Here is a 12,320-nt window from a genome sequence, read left to right on the forward strand (position 1 = left end):
TCAATCTGTGAGGATATTATATTAGACAACACCTCTCTACCGTTTTTCACCACTGCTGCTGCAGTCTCATCACAGGAGGTTTCTATCGCCAATATCAAAGTATCTTTATCCATAATACACGTGCCTTTCTATTCATCCTTATCAAATTCAAGGGTTATGCTTTTTTTATCCTTACCAACTTTGCTATGAGGGAATATCTTTCTTGCTTCTCCAATAAAATCCTCCGGTCGAATCAGGGACGGGCTATAATGTGTCAACCACATCTGCTTTACCTTCGCTGCCTTAGCCAACTTTGCCGCTTCACAAAATGTCATGTGTTTGTATTCCTTCGCCTTATTATCCTTCTCATTCTCTCCATACATTCCCTCGCAGATAAACAAATCTGATTCAAAGGCGTGATCAGAGATTGTACTGATTGGCCTGGTATCCGTACAATAGGTTAACTTAATTCCTCTGCGTTCTGCACCGATTACCATATCCGGAGTATATAATAGATCACCGTCCTGTATGGTATCTCCCTTTTGCAAACGGTTCCAATACTTCTGAGGTACATTATTCTCGACCGCTTTTTCTGTAAAGAATCTTCCCCCTCTTTTAATATAGACACTGTATCCGTAGCAGATGATATTATGCTTTACTTGAAATGCAGTGATTTGGTATCCATTTATCTCAATCACTTCTTCTGCTTCGGACAACTCAATAAACTTTAATGGAAACGGAAGTTCCGGTGCAATCACACGCAATGCATTCACCACTCGCTCTAAACCTCTTGGCCCAATTAAAGTTACAGGCTCAGTACGATCCGCATTTCCCATGGATAGCAAAAGTCCAGGTAACCCACTGATGTGATCCCCATGATAATGAGTAAAGCAAATCACATCGATGGAATGAAAGCTCCATCCCTTTTCTCTGATTGCAATCTGCGTTCCTTCTCCGCAATCTATTAATAAACTGCTGCCGTTGAATCTCGTCATCATTGAAGTTAACCATCTTCCCGGCAGCGGCATCATACCGCTGGTTCCCAGCAAACAAACATCTAACATTATTAAACCATGCCTTTCTTACTTCGTTCTTATCATTTTACCACATTTTACACCTTCATATAAGCATGCCAACCAATATTTTAGCAGTAATTTCTATTATTTGTCCAGATATATGTTAGAAAATGCGAAAATCCTGCTCTCAAGACAAAAGAAGTTTGATATTTTTCAATATATTGATATAATGAACATCAGCTTTTTATTAATAATGCGATAGGCGCAAGGAGGCAATATTAGATGTACAGTTTTAAAAATGATTATAGTGAAGGTGCTCATCCCAGATTATTAAACGCATTAATGGAATCTAATTTGGAGCAGGCAGCCGGATACGGCGAAGACTATGATACCTTAAAGGCAGTTAAGGTATTAAAAAATAAAATAGGACGTAATGATATCGATATCCATCTGCTTACGGGTGGTACCCAAACTAATCTGATCGCCATTTCTGCTTTTTTAAGACCTCATGAAGCAGTCATTGCTGCTGATACCGGTCATGTATTTACACATGAAACAGGTGCAATTGAAGCAACCGGTCATAAAGTTCTCACCACTCACGTGAATGATGGTAAGTTAACTTCGGAACATATCCTCTCCTTATTGAAAGCACATACGGATGAGCACATGGTAAAACCCAAATTGGTTTATATCTCAAATCCTACCGAGGTAGGAACCATCTATAACAAAACAGAACTTGAGGAGCTCTTCCATCTATGCAATGAGCATCACTTATACCTCTACGTAGACGGCGCACGTCTGTGTTCTGCTTTAACCTCAAAACAAAATGATCTGGAGCTTTCCGATTACGGTCGTTTCACTGATGCTTTCTATGTTGGAGGTACCAAAAACGGGGCACTTTTTGGCGAGGCACTTATTATATGTACTCCTGCTTTAAAGGAAGATTTCCGTTTTCATATGAAACAAAAAGGTGCATTGCTTGCCAAAGGTAGAGTATTAGGTATTCAGTTTTATGAATTATTTAAGGATACCTTGTACCTTGATCTTGCAGATCATGCAAATAAAATGGCTGATCGTTTGAGACTAGGAATATCTCAGGCTGAGCTTCCATTCTTTGTTGAATCACCTACCAATCAGTTATTTCCGATCCTCCCAATAACCGTAGTTGAGAAACTCGAAGAAAAATACTCCTTCCATCGCTGGGAGGAAATCGATGAGGATCACAGCGCAATCCGACTCGTAACTTCCTGGGCAACCAAGGAAGAGATGGTGGAAGAATTTATTAAGGATTTAAATGATTTGATTTAAATAATACTAAAACAAAGGGGTTGCAACCGGACGATATTAAACCGTCGGGTGGCAACCCCTTACTATTACTACATTCTATCGAAGTTCTTCTCTATACATTATAAAGCTTCTATCTTTTTCTTGATCTCGACAGGTATCTTAAATTGTGATATCAACTTATCATAACATTCCTCGCAAAGATTGAAATGATGCACCTCTAAGTCGCGCTCTGAAAAATATCCCCATTCCTTCGTTGCTTCAAATGCATCCTCCATCATTATTCCATTTTCAATCTTAAAGCTCTTCCCGCAGCAATTGCAATAATGCGGAGCATCGTTATTCATATTTACGCCATTTGTCTTGTTCACAACTTTACCCTCCATTGTGTAAATGCCTCGCTGATAGAACTATTATAATTCAAAACGACGAATTTTGACAATGGGAATTACTGTATGTCATGCAGCCACATAATTATTGCATCTTCTTTGGGCTTCGTATAGAAATCCTTACGAATGGCTGTTTGCTCAAAACCCAAGGAGCGGTACAATCGGATCGCCGACTCATTGGAGCTCCTCACCTCAAGAGTGAGCGAGGTAATCCCCCTACTTTTTGCAATATTTAAGAGCTCACTTAACATTAGGTGCCCGATTTTTTTTCCTCTATAATCCTGTTTGACCGCTACGTTATAGATATCACCTTCACCGGCAACTCCCCAATAACCGCAATAGCCAATTACATAACCTTCTGATAAAGCAACCAGATATTCATTATTCTTATCCTTTAGCACACTTTGAAAATCTTCTTTGCTCCAAGGATCAGAAAATGTATCTCGCTCTATTGCATACACTTCCTCCAGATCGGATTCATTCATACTACGAATCTGCATCCTTATTCCTTTCTGCACGCTCCCTCTCTGCCTGGGATAATCGCAGATAAACCGGCTCGTGCTCCGTCGCGGATACAACCTGATTATTAAAATAATACTTCATTCCAAGTGTGCCGATGGCACCTGCCCTTTGTCGATTCATATGTTGTGGGGCAAACTCATACTTCACCTTTGTTTGTTCCCTGATTATGTCCATATAAACCGGGACCCCATCTCCTAAGAATATCACATCCTTACCAAGCCTATTCACTTCCTCCAGTATCTCCTCCACACCAAGAGCGACTTGCTCCTTTACTACATGAAATTCTTCACCATCAAATTCATACAGACCAGTATAAACCTGATTTCTTCTGGCATCCATCATCGGACAGATTAACTTATTCGTACCGTACAGGTTATATGCGAGACCATCCAGAGTAGGAACACCGATAATCGGTTTATTTAATGCAAGTCCCAACCCCTTCGCGGTTGCTGAACCGATTCTAAGTCCCGTAAACGATCCTGGCCCCGCTGCAACTGCTATCGCATCCACCTCGGATAAATCCATCTCCACCATCTTCACAATCTCATCAAGCATCGGTAATAAGGTTTGAGAATGTGTCTTCTTATAATTTACTGTATATTCCGCGAGCATTGCCTCTTCCGACACAATTGCCACGGTTGCAACCAAGCCCGAGCTATCTATCGCCAATAACTTCATATCTGTACTTCCTCTCTATCCTTTAATCTCATTCTCTTCCACCGTAATAACACGATAATCAAAACCTTTCTCAAGTTCCTTCTTTATCGTAATTTCTGTTCTATTCTTTGGCAGGATTTCTTCAATTAACCCAGCCCATTCAATTAGACAAACCCCATCACCATAAAAATAATCCTCATAACCGATTTCATCCATCTCATCGATATCTGCGATTCGATACACATCAAAATGATAAAACGGCATTCGCTCCCCTTCATATTCCTGGACAATTGTAAAAGTAGGGCTATTTACCGCCTCTTCTATTCCAAGTCCCTTGGCAAATCCTTGGGTAAATACCGTCTTCCCTACGCCTAAATCTCCACTCAGGCAAAATACATCTCCCTGTTTAGCCTTAAGTCCTAATTGATATCCGATCTCAAATGTATCTTTTGCACTGAAGCTCTCTATTAACATCATATTTCCTCAACTTCTATTCTACTGTTTTACCAGTTATCTGCGTAACCTCTTGTCCCAATTTATAGCAACAAGATTAATCGCAACCATTATATCAGAAGTATATAAAAAAAGATAGAGCTTCTTTGATTTGCACCCTAAGAAGCTCTATCTCGATTCGTTCATCTATTAATTTCTATGAAATCCTTTTATGACCGGACTAACTCTTTTATACAATAACCCTGTCAGTACCGAAGCTATAACTCCCTTTAGTAAATTAAACGGTGCAACCGCAAACAGTATAAATGTATTCAAATTCGTGATGCTCGGATTTACTGCGGTTCCCATACCAACTAACTTATCTAACGGCATACCATAAATATTTGCGTAGGTTGGTAAAAGTACATAAGCATTCAGTAAACTTCCTACTATCACAAAGCAGATGGTTCCGACAACCATACCTACGATTGCCGACTTTATATTTTTACCTCTGTGGTAGATTACAGCACTTGGAATGACCAAGGAACACCCCAGTATAAAGTTAGCGATTTCACCCACAAATGCAGTATCCGTCCCCTTAAGAAACAGATTCAACAATATCTTGATAAATTCAATAACAATTCCTGCAATCGGCCCAAGTGTAAATGCTCCGATTAATATCGGCACTTCGCTTAAATCAATTTTATAAAAATTCGGTGCAAACCAAAGTGGTATAGAAAACATCATTAATACTACCGCGATTGCTGAAAGCACCGATATCACCGTTAACCCTCTTGGTGATAATAACTTTACCTTATCATTCTTTTGATCTTTTTGTGAATACGTTGTGTTGCTCATATGCTTCTCTCCTTTTCATTGCAAAGGGAAAACTTTGGGTCGTGGCAGAAAAAAATCCCCGATTTTAAATACTTAAAATCGGGGCATTGAATTTATCATTTATCTCTGCTTTCTTCTCTCATCCAGACTTTACTGTCGGTTTTGGAATTTCACCAAATCAATCATCAATGATTTATCAATCATATCTGAGTCGCGGACTATACCGCCGGTAGGGAATTACACCCTGCCCCGAAGAATTACCTTTATTCATTTTTACGAATTGATATTACAACAGAATCAATGTATTGTCAAGGTGTTCACAAAATAATTTTTCTTATATGTTCCCAATCATCTTGTCCTTAAGGACTCCAAGCACTTCTCTCATATAATAATTCACGGCAAGAATTTTATCCGTTGGTGCTGCTATTCCATATACTTCACCCAGCTCCTGCTTTTTCGCCAGTTTCATGGAGCGATATAAATGAAATCCATTTGTTACTATCCCGACAGAAGAATCCGGCTTTACAAGTGGTTTGCTATAAAGAATATTTTCAAAGGTATTGCGGGAACGTTCTTCTTTCAATATTCTATTTTTTAATATCCCATGCTCACACAAATATTCCATCATTGCCTCTGCTTCACATATCGCTTCATTTTTACCCTGTCCGCCTGATGCGATCACAACTGTATTTGGATTTTCTCGTAGATAGTTAAGTGCTGTATCCACTCTCCTTTTCAGTGATTTACTGATTTTGGTTCCTCGTACCTGTGCCCCCAATATGATAATGTAATCCAAATCTTTCTTCCCGGTATTTTTTGCATGAGAAAGCAGGATCATCTCTAACACAAAAATCACAACAAATCCAAGAGCAACCACCGCTATGACCAGTAAGCGGAATGCCCGTATTAAAGTGATCTCATGTTCTATCATAAATAATAAGCCGTCACTAATTGCTAGTCCAATCACTCCCATGATAAGCCAAAAGAGCGAAAAGGAGGTTCCTAAACCAGCATACACAATTATGATGCCATAATACAAGATACTTAATAAGCTCAACGTCACTACTAATAACAAAAGAAAGTTCATTATGTATCTTCCTTCCTTACCCATTTGAATAATTGCGATCCTGATATAACAACTTTAATATACAAAGAATAAATTAAGTTAATTCCCTTTATTTATATAATATCTTCATAGCAGTAATCGCTTATATATTCCGTTAACAATTGCCGCCCTGAAGATATTATACCAGTTTCCTGTTTTTAATTAAATTGCATTTATTAAACTAACTCACAGAGTCATTAATTACACAATAGAGCAAATGAGATTTTAGTTACAGCCTCATAGTAAGCTGGATTCTCTTTTTCGCTAAATCCACACTCATAACCTTTACTTCAACGATATCGCCAACGCTCACCACATCCAGCGGATGCTTTACGAACTTTTTATCAGAAAGTTGAGAGATATGAACCAAACCATCCTGGTGAACACCAATATCCACAAATGCACCAAAATCAATAACATTACGAACCGTTCCCTTAAGAATCATGCCCTCTGTTAAATCCTTCATATCAAGGACATCGGTACGTAAAATTGGCTTTGGCATCTCATCACGCGGATCTCGACCTGGCTTTTCTAGCTCCTTGATGATATCAGTCAATGTAATTTCACCAATTCCCAATTCAGAAGCCAGTTTATTCTTATCCTTAATATGCTTGCCGATCGTTATGATATCATCCCCGGTAGATACCGCTGTAGTTTGAGCACTCACCTGCTTTGGCTGTTCCTCTTGAGCTACAACCCCGCCTTGGCCTACTGCTGCTGCAAGAGCCTTTGCAAATGCAGTATTCTGATTCTTCACAGTAATCATCTTCTTGTCCGGCTTCTTCGGTGCTTTTGGTTCTGCCTTTTTCACCTCTTGCTGACCCTTTTGCTTTAACGCTTTTGCTTGAATCTCTTTTACATCCTCAAGGGATAGATCTAATTTTTGAAGGAGTGCCTGGGTTGCTTCATAGGATTCCGGATGAACGCCGGTTGCATCAAGCGGATTAACTCCACCTTGAATTCTCATAAAACCTGCGCACTGTTCAAATGCCTTGGGCCCAAGCTTTGGCACCTTCAACAATTCGTTACGTGTTTTAAATCTTCCATTTGCTTCTCGATATGCAACGATATTCTTTGCGATCACCTTACTTACACCGGATACATGTTCAAGCAGTGAGACAGATGCAGTGTTTAGATCCACTCCGACCTTATTTACACAATCTTCTACCACACCGGATAGAACTTCTCCAAGTTTCTTCTGATTCATATCATGCTGATATTGTCCCACACCAATTGACTGCGGATCAATTTTAACTAATTCTGCAAGAGGATCCTGAAGTCTTCTTGCTATAGAAGCGGCACTTCTTTGACCTACATCAAAATTAGGAAACTCTTCCGTTGCAAGTTTACTTGCAGAATAAACAGAGGCACCTGCTTCATTTACTATAATATATTTTAACGGACGATGCAGTTCCTTTAACATATCAACAATTATCTGCTCGGATTCTCTGGAGGCGGTACCGTTACCCACCGAAATCAAAGTGATATTATACTTGTCTATTAATTTCTTTAATACTGCCTTCGCTTCCTCCACTTTATTCTGAGGGGCAGTTGGATAAATCACTACCGTATCAAGTACTTTACCGGTACTATCTACAACTGCAAGCTTACAGCCAGTACGGAATGCCGGATCCCAACCAAGAACAACCTGGTCTGCAATTGGAGGCTGCATCAAAAGCTGTACCAAATTCTTACCAAACACTTTAATCGCGCCGTCCTCAGCCTTTTCCGTCAAATCATTACGGATTTCACGCTCGATTGCCGGTGCGATCAATCTCTTATAGCTATCCTCAATCGTTGATCTTAAGATATCGGCTGTAAATTCATTTTCCTTGGTTATAACCTTCTTTTCAAGATATCGTAGAACTCTTTCTTCGGGCGCAACAATCTTTATCGTAAGAATCTTCTCATTCTCACCACGATTGATTGCAAGAATTCTATGTCCTGCCACTTTTTCAATGCCTTCTTCATAGTTATAATACATCTCGTAAACAGACTCTAGTTTCTCATTCTTAGCAACAGAAGTAAGGACTCCCTCCTTCATTGTAACCTCACGAATATAGCTTCTATGATCTGCATTATCCGAAATATCTTCGGCTATGATATCCTTCGCTCCAGCGATGGCCTCTTCTACGGTTTGAACCTCTTTCTCCTCGGAGATATATGCCTGAGCAGCATGTTCCACTGGTTCATTAATCTCCTGTGCAAGAATAATAGAAGCAAGCCCTTCCAGGCCTTTTTCCTTCGCAATCGTTGCTCTTGTTCTTCTCTTTGGTCGATATGGACGATACAAATCCTCAACAACTACTAAAGTTGTCGCTGCTATAATCTGCGACTTTAATTCTTCTGTTAATTTTCCCTGTTCCTCTATGCTGTTTAATACTTGAGTTTTTTTGTCTTCGAGATTTCTTAAATACTGTAATCTTTCATGCAGATTTCTTAATTGCTCATCATCTAATGATCCCGTTACTTCTTTTCGGTATCTCGCAATAAATGGAATGGTATTACCCTCATCAATCAGCTTTACAGTTGCCTCAACCTGCTCTAAGCGAATCCCTAATTCTTCTTTAATCTGCTTTAAAATGTCCATCATACTCTCCTTAAATCTTTTATTACTATAAACAAAACGTTCATAATAGGATAACCTTGCATGACTTACTATAATCAAACACATTTACCGATTCTATCGGAAATTATTTTCATTATTACCAATTATAAGTGAAGGAATCCTTAAATATAATACCATTCAGGGAATTGAAAAGCAACTCGAACGTGAAAAGCCGACTGCATATGAATGTTGTAATAAAAACGGATTCAATAGGGATGGATTCAGGTGAGGTTTCGATAAAAATGAATAGCGCTCTCATAATCTTCATTAAGTTGAGAATATAGTTAAGGTTCAGGAAGAACATAATACGCTTCATATGTCATTGTAACTGCATCAGAGGAATTTCCAATCATTAAAAAGTCGTTTGAACACCTTAAGAATTGTTATTATCGCAGAATCAGACTATTTTTTCTCTGATTATAAATAGTTCGAAATCACAGATTCCTAATTCTTATACAAATTTAAAATAAAAAGTGAAACAACCTTATATCTGCAATCATTCTAGTTGTTATCCTTGTCACAAAATCATTACAATATTGTGCCTTTTACAACTATTTCTCAAATGAGATGACATTGCAGATAAAATTATGTTTCACTTTAAACACTTTCCGTAACTATTCGCTATTATATATTATAACAATGATTCAGTGGTCCGCTACCCTGACCAAGATCAAGACCATCCTTAAGTGCCCCTGTTATATATGCCTTTGCATTTTTAACGCTCTGTTCTACCGAGAAGCCATTTGCAAGGCTGCAAGCAATAGCAGAAGATAGTGTACATCCGGTTCCATGGGTATTCGGATTGTTAATTCGCTCCCCCTTCACCCAGTATGGCTGGCCATTCGTATATAATAAATCATCCGCGGTATCAGTAAGGTGACCACCCTTAATTAAGATGCTTCCTTTAAGCAATGATGAAATTTTCTCTGCTGCCACTAGCATATCCCGTGTTGTTTCAACTTTGATATCGGTAAGCGCTTCTGCCTCAGGGATATTCGGGGTGATGATATCCGCAATAGGAATCAGCTTGGTAATAACAGCATTCATAGCCTCATCATTCAGTAATTTACTTCCGCTTGTAGACACCATCACGGGATCTACTACGATATTCTTTGCATTATATTGCTTTAGCTTTTCAACAATTACTTCAATAATCTTACTGTTTGAAACCATGCCAATCTTCACTGCGTCCGGAAAAATATCAGTAAAAATACAATCAAGCTGCTGCGCTACAAATTCCGGCGATGCTTCAAAAACTCCGTATACACCAGTTGTGTTTTGAGCAGTAAGTGCTGTGATCGCACTCATTGCATAGATTCGATGTGCAGTCATCGTCTTTATATCTGCTTGAATTCCGGCTCCACCACTACAGTCTGAACCAGCTATTGTTAATACCTTTCTCATAGATACACCTCATATTCTTCGTAAACTACATATATTATATAATCCTCATGTTTCATTTCATCCATGCAAAAGTATGTATGTTGCAGATGACTCTTCAAACGTCCCACTCCCCAGGTAGGTTTTATCTTCCTAGGTATTTCGGCGGAGGCATTTGCTTATTCTATCTGTGTTTAGCTTTCTTGTCATACGAAACATATCATCATTTGCAACTGTATGAAGTCGTTGGTACTTAGGTCATGTCTTTTATGACCTTATGTACCACTACGTACTTCATTCAAGCGGAAGCGTGTTGCAGATGAGATATGTTTCGCATGGCAAGAAATACAACACACTTCACATAAGCAAATGACTCCTCAAATGTCCAGCTCCCAGATAGGTTTATCTTTATCGTAAAACTTGGCGGAGTTATTTGCTTATCACCTTGTAAATCTTTCTTGTCATGCCTAACATATCATCAGCTGCAACTGTATGAAGTCGTTGGTACTTAGGTCATGTCTTTTATGACCTTATGTACCACTACGTACTTCATTCAAGCGGAAGCGTGTTGCAGATGAGATATGTTTCGCATGGCAAGAAATACAACACACTTCACATAAGCAAATGACCCCACAACGTCTTATAAGCAAAACCTATCCCTGTGTAATCATTTGTGAAGAAAGTTCATGCAATTCATTTGTTGCCTTTTCGATATCAGGTTTGGCAAGTATTGCGGAGATAACCGCAACACCGTCAACGCCACAGCCCTTCAGCTGCAATATATTATGTTCATTGATGCCACCAATAGCAACAACCGGTATGGTAACAGCTTCACAAATCGCTTTAACTTCTTCAAAGCTTACATCATCTGCATCATTTTTGGTTGTAGTGGAGAACACAGCGCCGACACCAATATAATCTGCACCCTGACTTTGCGCTAGTATTGCTTGCTCCACAGTTCTTGCCGATACGCCAAGGATCTTATCTGGTCCGAGCAAGGAACGAACATCCTTGGCATTCATATCGCTTTGTCCAACATGAACACCATCCGCATCAATCGCCAAAGCCACTTCAATATTGTCATTGATGACAAAAGGAACCTGATAGCGATCAGTAATCTCTTTTATCTTAATTCCCTCATTCACAAAGTGATCAAAGTCTAGATCTTTTTCTCTTAATTGTACAAAAGTAGCGCCAGCTTTTACACTTTGTTCTACCTGATCTTTCAACTTATTATTTCCAAGCCAGGTACGATCAGTAACTAAATAAAGCAACATTGTACTCTTATCTAATTTCAACTTTTCCACCATCCTTTAATATCTCTGCATTCATTTTACTCATCATATCAATGATGTACATACGATAGGAATTTGTTCCGCCATCAACCTCAGTTACCTTCTGGTATGCAAGTTCTCCGCTTAGTCCCATTGCGGTTACGGCAGCTGCAGTTGCCTCTAAGATATTATCCGAGTTTGCTCCGATGTAACTTCCGATTACAGCAGTTAACATACAACCGGTACCGGTTACACGGCTCATCATACGGTTTCCGTTGTAAACCACATATGCTTTTTCACTATCAGCCACAATATCTGTAACACCGGTAATCGCTATCACTGATCCGGTTGATCCTGCAAGTGCCTTTGCAAAGTTGATTACACTGTCTAGATTATCGGTGGTCACAGCATCTGCTGCCGCTGCATCTACGCCCTGAGTATTAGCACTTCCGGTGGCAAGGAATTTTATTTCTGAAATATTACCACGAATCACTGAGAATTTTACTTCTTTCAAAAGTGTTAGCGCAGTTTCATTTCTTAGAGTGGAGGCACCGGCTCCAACCGGATCAAGCACAACCGGATGACCCAGTTCATTTGCTCTTTTACCTGCTGCAATCATCGAAGCGATGGTTCTCTCATTCAGTGTACCAATATTAATTACTAACGAAGAGCAGATGGAAGTGATTTCGCTTACTTCTGCGATATCGTCCGCCATGATTGGAGAACCTCCGCTTGCTAAGATTATGTTCGCACAATCATTTACCGTTACGTAATTTGTAATGGAATGCACCAGTGGAGTTTTTGAAAATACATTATCTAATACTGAAGAAAACATAG

Annotated in this window: 13 protein-coding genes and 1 riboswitch (1 of these 14 running past the window's edge); of the genes, 1 reads left to right on the forward strand and 12 read right to left on the reverse strand. The window is 39.3% G+C overall.

The features are described 5' to 3' along the window. Both tsaD and AC6IWN_RS15100 read right to left on the reverse strand, forming a co-directional pair. Window positions 1-113: the 5' end (the start) of a tRNA (adenosine(37)-N6)-threonylcarbamoyltransferase complex transferase subunit TsaD gene (gene tsaD, locus AC6IWN_RS15095; protein WP_497988352.1), read on the reverse strand. It extends 910 nt beyond the left edge of the window; the window shows 113 of its 1,023 coding nt (coding positions 1-113); the start codon lies at window positions 111-113; its stop codon lies off the left edge, out of view. Window positions 114-128: 15 nt separating this feature from the next. Then, entirely contained in the window at window positions 129-1,043 is a 915-nt protein-coding gene (locus tag AC6IWN_RS15100; protein WP_497988354.1) for a ribonuclease Z, read from the reverse strand. A gap of 234 nt (window positions 1,044-1,277) precedes the next feature. Between AC6IWN_RS15100 and AC6IWN_RS15105 the strand changes: the two genes are divergently transcribed. Continuing rightward, window positions 1,278-2,303, forward strand: a complete 1,026-nt coding sequence (locus AC6IWN_RS15105; RefSeq protein WP_497988356.1) for a threonine aldolase family protein — start codon at window positions 1,278-1,280, stop codon at window positions 2,301-2,303. Between the two features lie 98 nt (window positions 2,304-2,401). Here the strand turns inward: AC6IWN_RS15105 and AC6IWN_RS15110 are convergent, their stop codons facing one another. The 10 genes from AC6IWN_RS15110 to thiM all read right to left on the reverse strand — a co-directional run bounded on the left by AC6IWN_RS15110 (window position 2,402) and on the right by thiM (window position 12,318). Next, window positions 2,402-2,650: a hypothetical protein gene (locus tag AC6IWN_RS15110; protein WP_497988358.1), complete on the reverse strand. Its 249-nt coding sequence runs from the start codon at window positions 2,648-2,650 to the stop codon at window positions 2,402-2,404. A 77-nt stretch (window positions 2,651-2,727) separates the two neighbouring features. Then, window positions 2,728-3,168, reverse strand: coding sequence for a ribosomal protein S18-alanine N-acetyltransferase (rimI, locus tag AC6IWN_RS15115; RefSeq protein ID WP_497988360.1), 441 nt, complete (start codon window positions 3,166-3,168; stop codon window positions 2,728-2,730). Further along, on the reverse strand, window positions 3,155-3,868 hold the full coding sequence (gene tsaB / locus AC6IWN_RS15120; protein ID WP_497988362.1) for a tRNA (adenosine(37)-N6)-threonylcarbamoyltransferase complex dimerization subunit type 1 TsaB: 714 nt from the start codon (window positions 3,866-3,868) through the stop codon (window positions 3,155-3,157). Before tsaB ends, rimI begins: the two co-directional genes overlap by 14 nt. Before the next feature lie 15 nt (window positions 3,869-3,883). Further along, window positions 3,884-4,321 carry a tRNA (adenosine(37)-N6)-threonylcarbamoyltransferase complex ATPase subunit type 1 TsaE gene (gene tsaE, locus AC6IWN_RS15125; protein WP_497992214.1) on the reverse strand — a complete coding sequence of 146 codons (438 nt, stop codon included), beginning with the start codon at window positions 4,319-4,321 and terminating at the stop codon, window positions 3,884-3,886. A 168-nt stretch (window positions 4,322-4,489) separates the two neighbouring features. Continuing rightward, window positions 4,490-5,137 carry an ECF transporter S component gene (locus AC6IWN_RS15130; protein ID WP_497988364.1) on the reverse strand — a complete coding sequence of 216 codons (648 nt, stop codon included), beginning with the start codon at window positions 5,135-5,137 and terminating at the stop codon, window positions 4,490-4,492. Window positions 5,138-5,243: 106 nt separating this feature from the next. After that, a riboswitch (FMN riboswitch) is annotated at window positions 5,244-5,377 on the reverse strand. A gap of 73 nt (window positions 5,378-5,450) precedes the next feature. Continuing rightward, window positions 5,451-6,203 carry a YdcF family protein gene (locus tag AC6IWN_RS15135; RefSeq protein ID WP_497988366.1) on the reverse strand — a complete coding sequence of 251 codons (753 nt, stop codon included), beginning with the start codon at window positions 6,201-6,203 and terminating at the stop codon, window positions 5,451-5,453. Window positions 6,204-6,450: 247 nt separating this feature from the next. Then, window positions 6,451-8,811, reverse strand: a complete 2,361-nt coding sequence (locus AC6IWN_RS15140; protein WP_497988368.1) for a Tex family protein — start codon at window positions 8,809-8,811, stop codon at window positions 6,451-6,453. Between the two features lie 642 nt (window positions 8,812-9,453). Further along, window positions 9,454-10,233 carry a bifunctional hydroxymethylpyrimidine kinase/phosphomethylpyrimidine kinase gene (thiD, locus tag AC6IWN_RS15145; protein WP_497988369.1) on the reverse strand — a complete coding sequence of 260 codons (780 nt, stop codon included), beginning with the start codon at window positions 10,231-10,233 and terminating at the stop codon, window positions 9,454-9,456. A gap of 629 nt (window positions 10,234-10,862) precedes the next feature. After that, the gene (gene thiE / locus AC6IWN_RS15150; protein ID WP_497988371.1) at window positions 10,863-11,507 is read right to left on the reverse strand and encodes a thiamine phosphate synthase; all 645 of its coding nucleotides are present in this window, start codon (window positions 11,505-11,507) and stop codon (window positions 10,863-10,865) included. Then, window positions 11,494-12,318 (reverse strand): hydroxyethylthiazole kinase, encoded by an 825-nt coding sequence (gene thiM / locus AC6IWN_RS15155; RefSeq protein ID WP_497988373.1) that lies wholly within the window; start codon window positions 12,316-12,318, stop codon window positions 11,494-11,496. Before thiM ends, thiE begins: the two co-directional genes overlap by 14 nt. Window positions 12,319-12,320 lie beyond the last annotated feature (2 nt).

It is taken from the genome of Variimorphobacter sp. HTMS_6, from assembly GCF_059717775.1.

Excerpts from the sequence above, each read along its gene's own strand:
- AC6IWN_RS15100 (WP_497988354.1), bottom strand. The coding sequence starts at position 1,043 with ATGTTAGATGTTTGTTTGCTGGGAACCAGCGGTATGATGCCGCTGCCG.
- AC6IWN_RS15105 (WP_497988356.1), top strand. The coding sequence starts at position 1,278 with ATGTACAGTTTTAAAAATGATTATAGTGAAGGTGCTCATCCCAGATTA.
- rimI (WP_497988360.1), bottom strand. The coding sequence starts at position 3,168 with ATGCAGATTCGTAGTATGAATGAATCCGATCTGGAGGAAGTGTATGCA.
- tsaB (WP_497988362.1), bottom strand. The coding sequence starts at position 3,868 with ATGAAGTTATTGGCGATAGATAGCTCGGGCTTGGTTGCAACCGTGGCA.
- tsaE (WP_497992214.1), bottom strand. The coding sequence starts at position 4,321 with ATGTTAATAGAGAGCTTCAGTGCAAAAGATACATTTGAGATCGGATAT.
- AC6IWN_RS15130 (WP_497988364.1), bottom strand. The coding sequence starts at position 5,137 with ATGAGCAACACAACGTATTCACAAAAAGATCAAAAGAATGATAAGGTA.
- AC6IWN_RS15135 (WP_497988366.1), bottom strand. The coding sequence starts at position 6,203 with ATGAACTTTCTTTTGTTATTAGTAGTGACGTTGAGCTTATTAAGTATC.
- AC6IWN_RS15140 (WP_497988368.1), bottom strand. The coding sequence starts at position 8,811 with ATGGACATTTTAAAGCAGATTAAAGAAGAATTAGGGATTCGCTTAGAG.
- thiD (WP_497988369.1), bottom strand. The coding sequence starts at position 10,233 with ATGAGAAAGGTATTAACAATAGCTGGTTCAGACTGTAGTGGTGGAGCC.
- thiM (WP_497988373.1), bottom strand. The coding sequence starts at position 12,318 with ATGTTTTCTTCAGTATTAGATAATGTATTTTCAAAAACTCCACTGGTG.